This window comes from Kitasatospora sp. NPDC085895 (assembly GCF_040702125.1).
GTDB lineage: Bacteria > Actinomycetota > Actinomycetes > Streptomycetales > Streptomycetaceae > Kitasatospora > Kitasatospora arboriphila.
On record NZ_JBFBJY010000005.1, the window covers coordinates 99,736 to 113,464 of the forward strand.

Annotated in this window: 13 protein-coding genes and 1 pseudogene; 3 read left to right on the plus strand and 11 right to left on the minus strand. The window is 72.1% G+C overall.

The features are described 5' to 3' along the window. Positions 1–211: 211 nt before the first annotated feature. The 4 genes and pseudogenes from AB0442_RS04870 to sodN form a co-directional block, all read right to left on the minus strand. Positions 212–1,060 (minus strand): annotated as a pseudogene (locus AB0442_RS04870) (RNA polymerase sigma factor SigF); the annotation flags it as partial. A 272-nt stretch (positions 1,061–1,332) separates the two neighbouring features. After that, positions 1,333–1,746 (minus strand): anti-sigma regulatory factor, encoded by a 414-nt coding sequence (locus AB0442_RS04875; protein ID WP_344624440.1) that lies wholly within the window; start codon positions 1,744–1,746, stop codon positions 1,333–1,335. A 231-nt stretch (positions 1,747–1,977) separates the two neighbouring features. Then, positions 1,978–2,460 (minus strand): GNAT family N-acetyltransferase, encoded by a 483-nt coding sequence (locus tag AB0442_RS04880; protein WP_366160634.1) that lies wholly within the window; start codon positions 2,458–2,460, stop codon positions 1,978–1,980. Between the two features lie 351 nt (positions 2,461–2,811). Then, the gene (gene sodN, locus AB0442_RS04885; RefSeq protein WP_030267960.1) at positions 2,812–3,210 is read right to left on the minus strand and encodes a superoxide dismutase, Ni; all 399 of its coding nucleotides are present in this window, start codon (positions 3,208–3,210) and stop codon (positions 2,812–2,814) included. Positions 3,211–3,388: 178 nt separating this feature from the next. On the opposite strand from sodN, the gene sodX reads away from it, so the two are divergent. Continuing rightward, positions 3,389–3,832 (plus strand): nickel-type superoxide dismutase maturation protease, encoded by a 444-nt coding sequence (sodX, locus tag AB0442_RS04890; RefSeq protein WP_366160636.1) that lies wholly within the window; start codon positions 3,389–3,391, stop codon positions 3,830–3,832. A 109-nt stretch (positions 3,833–3,941) separates the two neighbouring features. On the opposite strand, the gene AB0442_RS04895 is transcribed toward sodX, so the two are convergent. The 5 genes from AB0442_RS04895 to AB0442_RS04915 all read right to left on the minus strand — a co-directional run bounded on the left by AB0442_RS04895 (position 3,942) and on the right by AB0442_RS04915 (position 8,691). Beyond that, positions 3,942–4,532 carry a CGNR zinc finger domain-containing protein gene (locus AB0442_RS04895; protein WP_095873204.1) on the minus strand — a complete coding sequence of 197 codons (591 nt, stop codon included), beginning with the start codon at positions 4,530–4,532 and terminating at the stop codon, positions 3,942–3,944. A gap of 114 nt (positions 4,533–4,646) precedes the next feature. After that, positions 4,647–5,399: an amino acid ABC transporter ATP-binding protein gene (locus tag AB0442_RS04900; RefSeq protein WP_366160724.1), complete on the minus strand. Its 753-nt coding sequence runs from the start codon at positions 5,397–5,399 to the stop codon at positions 4,647–4,649. Positions 5,400–5,437: 38 nt separating this feature from the next. Beyond that, entirely contained in the window at positions 5,438–6,412 is a 975-nt protein-coding gene (locus AB0442_RS04905) for an amino acid ABC transporter permease (protein ID WP_363542498.1), read from the minus strand. A 33-nt stretch (positions 6,413–6,445) separates the two neighbouring features. Then, entirely contained in the window at positions 6,446–7,375 is a 930-nt protein-coding gene (locus AB0442_RS04910) for an ABC transporter substrate-binding protein (RefSeq protein ID WP_366160639.1), read from the minus strand. Between the two features lie 392 nt (positions 7,376–7,767). After that, positions 7,768–8,691 carry an ABC transporter substrate-binding protein gene (locus tag AB0442_RS04915; protein WP_366160641.1) on the minus strand — a complete coding sequence of 308 codons (924 nt, stop codon included), beginning with the start codon at positions 8,689–8,691 and terminating at the stop codon, positions 7,768–7,770. Between the two features lie 691 nt (positions 8,692–9,382). On the opposite strand from AB0442_RS04915, the gene AB0442_RS04920 reads away from it, so the two are divergent. Together AB0442_RS04920 and AB0442_RS04925 are read left to right on the plus strand one after the other, a co-directional pair. Beyond that, positions 9,383–10,579, plus strand: coding sequence for an NADP-dependent malic enzyme (locus tag AB0442_RS04920; RefSeq protein ID WP_344624433.1), 1,197 nt, complete (start codon positions 9,383–9,385; stop codon positions 10,577–10,579). Between the two features lie 140 nt (positions 10,580–10,719). Then, positions 10,720–11,682 (plus strand): zinc-binding dehydrogenase, encoded by a 963-nt coding sequence (locus AB0442_RS04925; RefSeq protein WP_344624432.1) that lies wholly within the window; start codon positions 10,720–10,722, stop codon positions 11,680–11,682. A gap of 99 nt (positions 11,683–11,781) precedes the next feature. Here AB0442_RS04925 and AB0442_RS04930 read toward each other — a convergent pair whose 3' ends face one another. Both AB0442_RS04930 and AB0442_RS04935 read right to left on the minus strand, forming a co-directional pair. Next, positions 11,782–12,798 carry a PadR family transcriptional regulator gene (locus AB0442_RS04930; RefSeq protein ID WP_363542501.1) on the minus strand — a complete coding sequence of 339 codons (1,017 nt, stop codon included), beginning with the start codon at positions 12,796–12,798 and terminating at the stop codon, positions 11,782–11,784. A 3-nt stretch (positions 12,799–12,801) separates the two neighbouring features. After that, positions 12,802–13,716 (minus strand): DUF4097 family beta strand repeat-containing protein, encoded by a 915-nt coding sequence (locus tag AB0442_RS04935; RefSeq protein ID WP_366160644.1) that lies wholly within the window; start codon positions 13,714–13,716, stop codon positions 12,802–12,804. Between the last annotated feature and the right edge of the window lie 13 nt (positions 13,717–13,729).

A 13,729-nucleotide genomic window follows, 5' to 3' on the forward strand; every position in this document is an offset into this window, starting at 1 on the left:
CGTCGGCCTGCTGGGCCTGGCCGGCATCGTCTCGCTGCTGAACCCGAAGGTCACCGCCGCCCTCTACGGCGAGCAGGGCTGACCCGGGGCCCGGACACGGACGAAGGCGGAGGGGCGCGGTCCGAACCGCGCCCCTCCGCCGGCGTCGGGACCGCCCCGGGCCGGCCGGGCCCCCCCGCACCCCGCGCCGAGGAGCGACTCCCCCCCCTGGGGCCAGGGTGCGGGCGAGCAGCCGCGAGACGTGCATCTGCGAGATGCCGACCTCGGCGGCGATCTGCGACTGCGTCATGTTGCGGAAGAACCGCAGCACCAGGATCTTCTGCTCGCGCGGCGGCAGCTGGGCGAGCAGCGGCTTCAGCGACTCCCGGTACTCGACGCCCTCCAGGGCCTCGTCGGTCGCGCCGAGGGTGTCCGCCACGGCGGGCGACTCGTCGTCGCTGTCCGGCACGTCCAGCGAGAGCGTCGAGTACGCGTTGGCGGACTCCAGGCCCTCCAGCACGTCCTCCTCGGAGATCCCGAGGTGCTCGGCCAGCTCGTGCACGGTGGGCGAGCGCCCGTGTCGCTGCGAGAGCTCGCTGGTCGCCGTGGTCAGCGACAGCCGCAGCTCCTGCAGCCGGCGCGGTACCCGGACCGCCCAGCCCTTGTCCCGGAAGTGTCGCTTGATCTCGCCCACGATGGTCGGCGTCGCGTAGGTGGAGAACTCCACCCCGCGCTCGTGGTCGAAGCGGTCGACCGACTTGATCAGGCCGATGGTGGCGACCTGCGTCAGGTCGTCCAGCGGCTCGCCGCGGTTGCGGAAGCGCCGGGCCAAGTGCTCGACCAGCGGGATGTGCATCCGCACCAGCTGGTTGCGGATCTCCACCCGCTCCGGTGAGCCGTCCGGCAGCTGGGACAGCCGTACGAACAGCGCGCGGGCGGCCTCGCGGTCCGGCGCCGCCGAGCGGTGGCCCTGGGCGGGCACCGCGCCGCGCACCGCGGTCGCGGCGGACGACAGCTCCTCGTCCGCGGGCGCGGCCGCCGCGGCGGGCTGCTCCGGTGTCGGATCGGTGGGCTGGGTCATCCGCTGGGCGTCCTTCGGGTACGCGTCGTCGGTCGGGTTGGCGTCGGCGATGCGGGCAGCGCTCGCCTGGGGCGGTACGGCCACGTCTGCGGTGGCCGCCGGCACCGCGGCGGCCCCTGTGCGGTCCAGATCACTCACGGCGATCACCCGTTCCGTTCCGGGAGCACTTCTCACTGGCTGTACCGCAGCGGACTGCGGTACGGGGGAGCCGCACGCGCCGGGCGCCGGCCCCGCCGGGCGGCACCTGCGCGTACGGCCCGAGGCGCACGGCGCTACGGCTGGGCAGGAGACCCGCCGCGCTTCTTGTGCAGGCTGATGATGACGGTGTTGTCCTCGCCCACGGACGAGTCCACCTCGCCGGCCAGTGCGGAGAGCACCGTCCAGGCGAAGGTGTCCCGCTCGGGGGCACGGCCGTCGGTCGTGGGCGCCGACACGGTCACCTTGAGCGAGTCGCCGACCAGCCGGAACTCGCAGCTCAGGACGGAACCCGGCACCGCCTGCTGGAGCAGGATGGCGCAGGCCTCGTCCACCGCGATGCGGAGGTCCTCGATCTCGTCCAGGGTGAAGTCCAAGCGGGCCGCGAGGCCCGCCGTCGCTGTTCGCAGCACCGAGAGGTAGGCACCCGCCGCGGGCAGCCGGACCTCGACGAAGTCCTTCACGTCGGGCTCACCGTCGATCTGGGACACCCTCACCTCCTGGGTGACGCGCGGTGCTTGCGGCCGGACGGCCGCGGCACTTCCTCTTGCTTCGCTCAACTGCTTCGCCCCAACTCGTCCGAGGGGTGGTGCGGTACGTACCGGTTCATACCCACCCGGGGCAGTCGGAACGCCGCGCATCCGCCCGAGACGTTACCGCTATCGGGGGGCCGATGTCGCGATCTCCGGCCACGATCACGGGAACGGGCGACGGGCGGTCGGTCAACCCCCCACCGTGCCGCCCAGCTCGGCCAACGCGCCGTCGGTCAGCCGGAAGACCGTCCACTCGTCCATGGGCACCGCGCCGAGCGACTTGTAGAAGCCGATCGACGGCTCGTTCCAGTCCAGCACCGACCACTCCAGGCGGGCGTAGCCGCGGGCCGTGCAGATCCGCGCCAGCTCGGCCAGCAGCGCCCTGCCGTGGCCGCCGCCCCGCGCCGACGGGCGGACGTACAGGTCCTCCAGGTAGATCCCGTGGGTGCCGCGCCAGGTGGAGAAGTTGCGGAACCACAGGGCGAAGCCGACCGGCTCGCCGGCGTCGTCCTCGGCGATCAGCCCGAACACGGCCGGGTGCTCGCCGAACAGCGCGTCGTGCAGCTGCTCCGGGGTCGCCCGCGCCTCGTCCACGGCGCGCTCGTACTCGGCGAGCTCGCGGATCATGGCGTGGATGACGGGGACGTCGGCGGCCTCGGCGGTGCGGATCATACGGCGAGGGTACTCGGACGGACCCGCCGGACGGAAAGGTCAATCGTGCGCACCTGCTCCGGCCCGCGGTCCTTCCGGCTCCCGCACCCGTGCCGGTGGCCCCGACCTGGGCCCGGTCGGCGAGCCGGACCTCCGGCGGGCGGACCGCCGGGACGGGTGGTGCCGGGGTGCCGCAGCGGTGCGCATCGCGGCCTCCCTCGCTCGGGGCGGCGGGTCGGCCCGGGGCGGCCCGACCCGTGCCACGAGCCTACGCCGACGGCCGCCGGGCGACCTGCCGGACGCCCCGGGCACGCCGGGCACGCCGGGGGCCCGGCCGCTGCGCGCGGCCGGGCCCCGGTTACTGATGCGTGATCAGGCGGCCTTCTTGGTCTCCCAGAAGATGCGGTCGATCTCGGCGATCAGGTCGAGCAGGGCCTGGCCGGTGGCCGGGTCCGTCGAGGCCTTGGCGGCCGAGGCGGCCTTGCCGGCCTTGTTGAACAGGTCGTGCAGCTGCGGGTAGGCCTCGAAGTGCGGGGCCTTGAAGTAGTCGGTGTGCAGCACGGAGAGGTGGTGCTTGACCAGCTCGGCGCGCTCCTCCTTGATGACGATGGCGCGCGCACGGAAGTGCGGGTCCTCGTTGGCCTGGTACTTCTCCTGAGTGGCCTTCACGGACTCGGCCTCGATGCGGGCCTGGGCCGGGTCGTACACGCCGCAGGGCAGGTCGCAGTGGGCGTGCGCGGTGGCTCGCGGAGCAAACAGACGAGAGAACATGGAAGTCCTTCCTTAGATCGTCTTCCCGCGAGCGAGATTACCCCGCCGCAGCGGCCGTTTCGCGGTCGGCCCGGTGGCCTAGGGCAAAAGACGGAGCCACAACCGGTCGATATCGGGCGGGCGCCGGGCGCGCCGCCATGCTGGAGACTGGACGGCGACACGGGCACGGGAGGGACGGATGGCCGAGGAGCGGGAGCCGGACGGCGGCGGGCTGATGCCGCTCGGGGTGATCGACGTGGCGGGCCCCTCGATGCGGCCGGCCCTGCACGACGGGGACCGGGTGCTCGTCCGGTACGGCGCGCGGATCCGGCCGGGTGCGGTGGTCGTGGTCCGGCATCCGCTGCGGCAGGACCTGCTGGTGGTGAAGCGGGCGGTCGGGCGCCGTCCGGGCGGCTGGTGGCTGCTGTCGGACAACCCGCTGGTGACCTCGGACAGCCGGGAGTACGGGGCGGTGCCCGCCGAGCTGGTGCTCGGCCGGGTGCTGCTGCGGCTGCGGCCCCGGCCGGCCTGGCTGGCGCCGCCGCGGAGCCTGGAACGGGTGCTGAACGGCGCCGTCCTGGGCCGCCTCCCGGGCCTGGCGGCCCGGTTCGGCGTACACGCGCCACTGGACGTGGAGCCGTAGGTCGCCGTCCTCACGGCATGCGGGTGCCTCGTAGGGCACCCCTGAACCGACCACCCGGCCGTCCTTCGGCGACACGCCCCGGCGGGATCGCCCCGGGTGCCGAACGGCCTCAGTCGCGGGCGGCGAGGGCCGCGCGGGCGGCCTCCTCGCGCTTGCGGGCACGGTAGGCGGCGACGTTGGCGCGGGTCGCGCAGCGGTCGGAGCAGTAGCGGCGCGAGCGGTTGGTCGAGGTGTCGAGGTAGGCGTTGCGGCAGGGCGCGGCCTGGCAGATGCCGAGCCGGTCGGCGCCGAGCTCGGTGAGGTGGATGGCCAGGCCCATGCAGGCCACGGCGGTGTAGTTGGCGGTGGCGGTGGCCGCGTTGTCGGCCAGGTGCAGGTGCCAGCGCGGGCGGCCGGCCTCGTCGAGGTAGTCGTGGCCGGAGACCAGCGGGCTGACGGGGTACTCGACCATCAGGCTGTTGAGCAGGTCGACGGCGCGGATCTCGTCGCCCTCGGCGGCGGCCTCGAAGACGCCGCGCAGCCGGGTGCGGACGGCCCGCAGCCGGGGCAGGTCGGCCTCGTCGGCGAGCGCGGCGGCGCGGCCGGCCGTCCCGAACAGGCCGCGGACGGCGTCCACCGAGGTGAGGGCGTCCCGGCCGCGTTCCGGCTCCTCGGTGTTCACCAGCCGGACGGCGTAGTCGGCGTACGAGGCGAGCTCCACGGATGGTCCTTCCAGGGCCGGTAACAGGCAAGCTGCCTCAAGGGTATTACCTGAGGGCCGGGGCGCGAAGACGCCCGCCGTCCTCGGGGGCGGCGGGCGTCTGCGGAGCGGAGGTCAGAGGACCTTGGAGAGGAACAGCTTGGTCCGCTCGTGCTGCGGGTTGGAGAGCACCTCGCGCGGGTCGCCGGACTCGACGACCACGCCGCCGTCCATGAAGACCAGCGCGTCGCCGACCTCGCGGGCGAAGCCCATCTCGTGGGTGACCACGACCATGGTCATGCCCTCCTCGGCGAGGCCGCGCATGACGTCGAGGACCTCGCCGACCAGCTCGGGGTCGAGCGCCGAGGTGGGCTCGTCGAACAGCATCAGCTTGGGCTGCATGGCGAGCGCACGGGCGATCGCGACGCGCTGCTGCTGGCCGCCGGAGAGCTGGGACGGGTAGTTGCCGGCCTTGTTGGACAGGCCGACCCGCTCCAGCAGGGCCATGCCGCGCTCCTTGGCGGCGGCCTTGGTCTCGCCCTTGACCTGCACCGGGGCCTCGATGACGTTCTCGAGCGCCGTCATGTGCGGGAAGAGGTTGAAGTGCTGGAAGACCATGCCGATGTCGCGGCGCTGGAGCGCGACCTCGCTGTCCTTCAGCTCGTAGAGCTTCTCGCCCTTCTGCCGGTAGCCCACCAGGTCGCCGTCGACGTAGAGCCGACCGGCGTTGATCTTCTCCAGGTGGTTGATGCAGCGCAGGAAGGTGGACTTGCCGGAGCCGGACGGCCCGACCAGCACGAACACCTCGCCCTGCTTGACCTCCAGGTCGATGCCCTTGAGCACCTCGACGAGGCCGTAGGACTTGTGGACGCGCTCCGCCCGGACCATCGCGCGGGTCGCGTCGGCGGGGGTCTTCTCAAGGTCGCTCACAGGTGACCGCCTCCTTCCAGACCCGGGACGACGTCGTGCGTGGTCGCCGGCTTGCGGCGGCCGGTGAACATGCCGCGGACGCGCTGCAGCGGGGTGGGCGGCAGGGTGCGGTTGGCGCCGCGGGCGTAGTGCCGCTCGATGTAGTACTGGCCGACCGTGAGGATCGAGGTCAGGACCAGGTACCAGATGCTGACCGCGATCAGGACCGGGATGGTCTGGAACGTGCGGGAGAAGATGTTGTGGCCGGCCTGGTAGAGCTCCTCCAGGGCGATGACGCTCGCCAGGGACGAGGTCTTCAGCATCGAGATGGTCTCGTTGCCGGTCGGCGGGATGATCACCCGCATCGCCTGCGGGAGGACGATCCGCTTCATCGTCTTGAACTGGCTCATGCCGAGGGCGTGCGCGGCCTCGGTCTGGCCCTCGCTCACGGACTGCAGGCCGCCGCGGACGATCTCGGCCATGTAGGCCGCCTCGTTCAGGCCGAGGCCCAGCAGCGCGGCGACGAAGACCGGGATCAGCGCGTTGGTCGAACCCGAGACGAACTCGGGGCCGAACGGGATGCCGATGGAGAGCTTCGGCCAGATCGCGGCGAGGAAGTTCCAGAACACCAGCTGCACCAGCACGGGGGTGCCGCGGAAGATCCAGATGTACACCCAGGCCACTCCGGAGAGCAGCGGGTTGGGCGACAGCCGCATCACCGCGAGGATGATGCCGCCGACCACGCCCATGACCATCGCCAGGGCGGTCAGTTCGAGGGTGACGAGCAGGCCGTGCATGATCTGGTCGTTGAAGAGGGTGTCGCCGACGACCGACCACTGGAAGGCCGGGTTGGTCACCAGGGCGTGGATCAGCATCGCCGCGAGGACGGCGACGACGACCGCTCCCGCCCAGCGTCCGGGGTGGCGGACCGGGACGGCCTTGATGGTCTCAGGCCGTCCCGTCTTCACCGACCCCTGATCGATAGGGTTCACGTTGAGTAGCCTCGGGGGGTTGGTTGGAGAACGTCAGCTCTTGGCGGCGTTGACCTCGGACGTGGCGATCGCGCCCTCCGAGACACCCCACTTGTCGAGGATCTGCTTGTACGTGCCGTCGGCGATCAGGGCCTGGACGGCGCCCTGGACGGCCTTGGTCAGCTCGGAGTTCTTGGCCACGACGATGCCGTAGGGGGCGCTGTCGTAGGTGTCGCCGATCTTCTCCAGCTGGCCGTTGGTCTGCTTCAGCGCGTAGTCGATGACCGGGGAGTCGGCCATCATGACCTGGTCGCGGCCGGCCACCAGGGCCTGGGTGACGTCCGTCTGCAGCGAGAACTTGTCGCCGTCGCCCGGGATCGGCTGCTTGCCGGCTTTGACGCACTCGGGGTTGCGGACGTCCTTGATCTCGTCGGCCTGGGTGGTGCCGGTCTGGACGGCGACCTTCTTGCCGCAGAGGTCCTTGGGGTCGATCTTGTCCGGGTTGCCCTTCTTCACGGCGATGGCGGAGCCGGCCGTGAAGTAGGTGATCATGTCGACCGTCTGCTCGCGCTCCTTGGTGTCCGTGAAGGAGCTCATGCCGAGCTGGTACTTCTTCGCGGCGATGCCCGGGATGATCGAGGTGAAGTCGGCGTTCTGGACGTCCGCCTGCAGCCCCAGCTTCGCGGCGATGGCCTTGGCCAGGTCGACGTCCATGCCGACGATGGCGCCCTTGTCGTCCTTGAACTCGTTCGGGGCGTAGGAGGCGTCGGTGGCGACGGTGAGCTTCCCGCCCGACTTCACGTCCGCCGGGACGAGGGCGGCCAGCGACGGGTCCGCCGACGCGGCCTTGACGGAGCTCGTCGGGGTCGCGGCACCCGAGCCGGAGCTGCTCGACGACGAGCTGCAGGCGGTGAGGAACAGGGTGCCGGCCGCGAGGGCGGCGCCTGCCGCGACGAGGCGGGGGCGCAGGGTGCGAGCGGTCATGAGGGGGATCTCCTCCTGGGGGAGAGACGAGCGGAGCGCTACGCCGGGGGGTGGCGGTCGCCCGGCCTTCCGTCGCACTCCGTCGTGCGGCGCCGGGCCGGCCGTTCACTTGTTCGAAATTTCAAGTCGTGCATGTCGCCACCCTCCGCCGAGGTGAGCGCACGTCGGACCGCCTCGTGGAGAGGGGCGCCTCGGGGGAGGCGGTGTTCGATCCGAGTTGGGTGGAATCCTGCCACTCACGGACGGTGAACGGGCCCCGATTCAGATCAAAATCGGATAACGAGGGGCCTTCTTGTCCGCTATCCGGACGAATTCCGACCTCCTGTCACCCTGCGTATAAGTATGCAGACTTGGAGCCGTCCGGCCGGGGAACCCGGCCGGAGCGTCCGGACTCAGAAGCCGCCGTTGACCACCGCGTTCTGTGCCGCACCTGCGGCGACGCCCCACTTCTGGAGGATGTTCTCGTAGGAGCCGTCGCGGATCATCTGGTTGATCGCCTTGACCAGAACGTCCCGCAGTTCGGTGTTCTTCTTGTTCACGGCGATTCCGTAGGGTGACGGCTGGAGCTGCGCGCCGGCGATGTCGAACTTGGCGCCGTTGGGGCCGCCCTTCGCGGCGACGTACGCGGCCACCGGGTAGTCGTTCAGGTCGGCGTCGGCGCGGCCCGCGGCGAGCTCGGCGAGCGCCTCGGTGTCGTTGTCGAACAGCTTCACCGTCAGCGGCTTGTGCGCCCGGGCGCAGGCGCCGACCTGCCGCTCGACGATGGCGTCCTGGGTGGTGCCGCGCTGCAGCGCCACGGTGTGGCCGCACAGGTCGTCCAGCTTGGCGATCTTCTCCGGGTTGCCCTTGGGGACGAGCATCTGGGTGCCGGCGATGAAGTAGTCCACGAAGTCGACGCCGGGGTTCACCACCTTGCCGTCGTCGTCGGTGCCCTCCCGGCGCTGCCGGTTGTCGGTCATCGCGGACATCGCCAGGTCGAAGTCGCCGGCCTGCAGGCCCGGTATCAGCTTGTCGAACGCGGTGTCGGCGATCTCCACCTTCACGCCGAGCTGCTTGCCGAGCTCGGTGGCGATGTCCGGGTCGATGCCGACCGCCGAGCCGTCCGAGGCCTTGAACTCCACCGGGGCGTAGTTCAGGTCGGAGGCGATCTTGAGGACCCCCTTGGTGCGGATGCTCTCCGGCAGCCGGGCGTGCAGGTCGTCCTCACTGGGCTTGCCCGGGCCGGAGCTGCCGCACGCGGTCAGCAGCAGGGCTCCCGCGACGAGCGCAGCCCCCGCGGCGATGGTGCGGGCGGGGCGGGGCGCGAAGGCGTGCATGCGGTGGTCCTCCTGGGGGAGCGGTGGAGCGGTGGAGCAGGCGGGGGTGACGCTGCTGGCCGGAAGGTACCGTCCGCGAGCGGAACGGGAGCGTCCGGATGTCGGTGTGGGAAATGTGATCCTGCCATCCCGCCCTGCTGTCCGAGGTCGCGGGTATGTCAGAATCTGGTATCGGGTAACCCCCGACGAACGAAGGCAGACCGCCGATTCCGCTGCTCACAATCGAGCGGGGCGGATTCGGGGTGCGCAGGACCGGAAGTCGACGACGCCGACTCCGTAGCCGAGGCACCAGCTCCCCTCCGTGTCTGCGTTCACTCCTGCGGGTGCGTGTACCGTCCTGCCGCGGGTCGGTCCGGGCTGTCGGATTCCACCGGGATCCGGGCAATGTCAAGGGCCTCCGTGCGGTGAACGGCACACGACGAGGACGAAAAGGCACAGGTGCGGTGCCTTTGTCCCACCTAGGCTCGCCGGTGTGTCACCGTCCGTCCCGATGCGGATGCGCCTGGGCACGACCGGACAGCACGCAGAACCCAAAACCCTCATTTCGAGGGCGTCGCCCGACGGCCGCGCCCCGACCCCGGACACCGGGTACGCCTCGCGTACCCGGCGTCGCCGTCCCCCGTGACGGCGTCCGCGGTGTCGATCGACCGTCGGCCGGGCGTCCTCGCTGATCATTGACGAAGAGGTCAACGTGGCAGCGGAGATCATCCACCCCAACACCCAGGACACCGACGATCCGGTCGACGCCGTCTTCGCGCTCCACCGCGGCGGCAAGATGGAGGTCCGGGCCACGGTTCCGGTGCGCGACGCGGACGACCTGTCCCTCGCCTACACCCCCGGTGTCGCCCGGGTCTGCACCGCCATCGCCGAGCAGCCCGAGCTGGTCAACGACTACACCTGGAAGTCCAACACCGTCGCGGTGGTCACCGACGGCACCGCCGTGCTCGGCCTCGGCGACATCGGCCCCGAGGCGTCGCTGCCCGTGATGGAGGGCAAGGCGATCCTCTTCAAGCAGTTCGGCGGCGTGGACGCCGTCCCGATCGCGCTGGCCTGCACCGGCGTGGACGAGATCGTCGAGACCGTCGTCCGGCTGGCCCCGTCCTTCGGCGGCGTCAACCTGGAGGACATCTCCGCCCCGCGCTGCTTCGAGATCGAGCGCCGGCTGCAGGACGCCCTGGACGTCCCGGTCTTCCACGACGACCAGCACGGCACCGCGATCGTCACCACCGCCGCGCTGTGGAACGCCGCCAAGGTGACCGGCCGCGAGGTCGGCACCCTGCGCGCCGTCATCTCCGGCGCCGGCGCCGCGGGCATCGCCATCGCCAAGATGCTGCTCGCCGCCGGCATCGGCGACGTCGCCGTCTGCGACCGCCGCGGCGTGGTCCACCAGGGCCGCGAGGACCTCACCGACGTCAAGGCCGAGATCGCCGCCCTGACCAACCGGACCGGCCTCAAGGGCTCGCTGGCCGACGCGCTCGCCGGCGCGGACGTCTTCATCGGCGTCTCCGGCGGCACCGTCCCGGAGGACGTCGTCGCCACCATGGCCGAGGGCTGCTTCGTCTTCGCCATGGCCAACCCGAACCCGGAGATCCACCCCGAGGTCGCGCACCGGTACGCGGCGGTCGTCGCCACCGGCCGCAGCGACTTCCCGAACCAGATCAACAACGTGCTGGCCTTCCCCGGCATCTTCGCCGGCGCCCTGCAGGTCCGCGCCACCCGGATCACCGAGGGCATGAAGCTCGCCGCCGCCCAGGCGCTCGCCGCCGTGGTCGCCGACGAGCTGACCCCGCAGAAGGTCATCCCCTCGCCCTTCGACGAGCGGGTCGCGCCGGCGGTCTCCAAGGCCGTCGCCGAGGCCGCCCGGGCCGAGGGCGTCGCCCGCGCCTGACGGCCCGTCGCCCGGGGCGTACCACCCAGGGGGCGCGCGGAGGCCATGCCTCCACGCGCCCCCGGTGCGTTCCTCCGGTAGCGCAGGTCACACGGTTGCGTGGTACCGGCCGCCCCGCCCGCGCCGATATCGTCCGGACCATGTTCGCTGCCTACGCCGCCCGCATCGATCCGGACGACCCGCTGAGCGCACTGGAGTTGGGCGAACTCCCGGAGCCCGAAGCCCGCGAGGGCTGGAGCGTCGTCAACGTCAGGGCCGCCACCCTCAACCACCACGACCTCTGGTCGCTGCGCGGCGTCGGCCTGCCCGCCGAGCGCCTGCCGATGATCCTCGGCTGCGACGCCGCCGGTGTCGACGAGCACGGCAACGAGGTGGTCATCCACTCCGTCGTCGGCCAGAGCGGCCACGGCGTCGGCCCGGCCGAGCCGCGCTCCATCCTCACCGAGCGCTACCAGGGCACCTTCGCCGGCAAGGTCGCCGTCCCCACCTGGAACCTGCTGCCCAAGCCCGCCGAGCTCAGCTTCGAGCAGGCCGCCTGCCTGCCCACCGCCTGGCTGACGGCCTACCGGATGCTCTTCACCAACGCTGGCGTCAAGCCCGGCGACACCGTCCTCGTCCAGGGCGCCGGCGGCGGTGTCTCCACCGCGCTGGTCGTCCTCGCCAAGGCCGCCGGCCTGCGGGTCTGGGTCACCGGACGGGACGAGGCCAAGCGCGCCCGCGCCGTGGAGCTCGGCGCCGACGCGGCCTTCGAGAGCGGCGCCCGACTGCCCGAGCGGGTGGACGCCGTGATGGAGACGGTCGGCGCCGCCACCTGGTCGCACTCGGTGAAGTCGCTGCGCCCCGGCGGCACGATCGTGATCTCCGGCGCCACCTCGGGCCCGAGCCCGAAGGCCGCCGAGCTGAACCGGATCTTCTTCCTGGAGCTCAAGGTGGTCGGCTCCACCATGGGCACCAAGGAGGAGCTCGCCGGCCTGCTCGCGCTCTGCGCCAACACCGGCGTGCGGCCGGTGATCGACTCGGTGCTGCCGCTCACCGAGGCGCGCGAGGGCTTCGCCCGTCTCGCCAAGGGCGACGTCTTCGGCAAGATCGTGCTGACGCCCTGATCCGCTGAAGGGGCCCTGGCGCACCGAAGGCCCTGACGTGCCGAAGGGCCCTGGCGGACCGCGGTCCGCCAGGGCCCGATGCCGTCGGGTGACGTGTGCTCAGCCGAACAGCCGCCGGGCCGCGGCGGCCAGCGTCGCCTGCGCGCGGGCGAGCTGATCGGCGCTCACCCCGCCGTCGCGAGCGGTGTCCCGGACGTGGTCGCGGAAGCGGTCGAGCAGCCGCTCCAGCTCGCGGGCCGGGTCGGCGTCCGGGTCGGTGCGCGCCCAGCCGGGCAGCTCCTCGGTGGCGGCGTCGTCCGCACCGTCCTCGTCGAGGTCGACCCGGGTGATCCTGACCTCCTCGGCCGGCGCCGGGTGGCCCCAGCGGGCGGCGTCGGCCAGGCCGCCGAGGCTGCGGGTGAGCTCGGCCAGCCCCTCGGCGAGCCCGGTGGACCACTCGCCGCGGGCGGTGTGCTCGCGGACCTGCTCCTCCACCCGCCGCTTGATCCGCAGGGCCTCCTGCTGGGCGGCGGTGCGGGCGGCCCTGGACTGCTCGCGCAGCCGGCGGGCCTCCGCCTCGGCGGCCTTCGCCTTGGCCTTGGCCGCGCGCTCCTGCTCCTTGGCGCGCTTGGCCTGCTCCTTGGCCTGGGACTTGAACCGCTCGTACTCCTCCTTGGCGCGCTGCCAGGCCTCCTTGTCGCCCCAGGGCCCGGCCCACGGGTCGCCGCCGCCGGACGCGGGCTCCGGCCGGGGGGCCTGGCGGGCGGCGCCCCAGAGCTCCTCGCGGAGGTCCTTCGCGGTGTCCCGGACGTCCTCGCGGATCGCACCGGCGAGATGGGCGACGGAGTCGCGGATCTCCACCTCCAGCTCGGCGAGCTCGTCCTGACGGGCCGCCAGTTCGGCGCGGCCCGCGTCGGTGAGCCGGTAGACCTTGCGGCCGCCCTCGGTGCTGTGGGTGACCAGGCCCTCCTTCTCCAGCTTCGCGAGCCGGGGGTAGACCGTGCCGGCGGAGGGCGCGTACAGCCCCTGGAAGCGCTCCTCCAGCAGGCGGATCACCTCGTAGCCGTGCCGGGGGGACTCGTCCAGCAGCTTGAGGAGGTAGAGGCGGAGCCGGCCGTGGCCGAAGACGGGGGACATCGCTCAGGCCTCCTCGGTCAGGTCGGGCTTGGTCAGGTCGGGGCCGTCCGGGCCGGTGGTGAGCTCCTTGGCGGGGGGCGCGTCCTCGTCCTCCGGCCGGTGCAGCACGGTGATCGCGCCGGAGACGGTGGTCACCTGGAGGCGGCCGGTGCCGCTGCCGAGCTGGCCGGAGAGCCGCTTGGCGCCCCAGCTGCCGGCCACGGTGAGCTCGGCGAAGGTGGAGGTGACGTCCCCGGTGGTGGTGCCGGCCTCGACCTTGGCGTCGGCGACCGAGGGCAGCCGGACGCCGACCGGGCCGCTGACCGTGGTGACGGTGATGTCGGTCGGCGTCTGGACGTCGAGGTCGAGGGTGACCGCGCCGCTGACCGTCTTGGCCTGCACCTTGTCGGCGGTGCCGGCGACCACGGTGAGCTGGCCGGACACGGACTTGACGCGCAGCTCGCCGGAGACCGACTGGGCGTCCACGTCGCCGGAGACGGTGTTGGCCTGGATCCGGCCGGAGAGCCCGACCAGGGTGGTGGCGCCGCTCGCGCCGTGCACGGCGACCGGGCCGGTGACCCCGGAGACGGTGGTGTCCGCGGAGGCGGAGCCGATCTTGACCTCGGTGCCGGCCGGGACGGCCAGCGAGACGACGGCACGCCGCTTGCGGCGCAGCGAGGAGAGGAAGGCCTTCACCGACTGGACGGACTTCACCGTCTCGCTCAGCTCGTTCCAGTCGAAGTCCTTGTAGGCCACGGTGAGCACGCCGTCGGTCAGGTCGACGTTGAGGGGCTCGCCCTCCAGCTCGGTGACCTCCAGGCGGGCCGGGCCCTCGGCGGCGACGACGTTGACCGCGCCGCTCATGATCCGTACGTGCAGGGCCCCGACGGGCTCGTCGATGGTGATCCTGTCGGGCTGTTCGACCGTCCACTCGCTCATGGTTCCCCGTCCT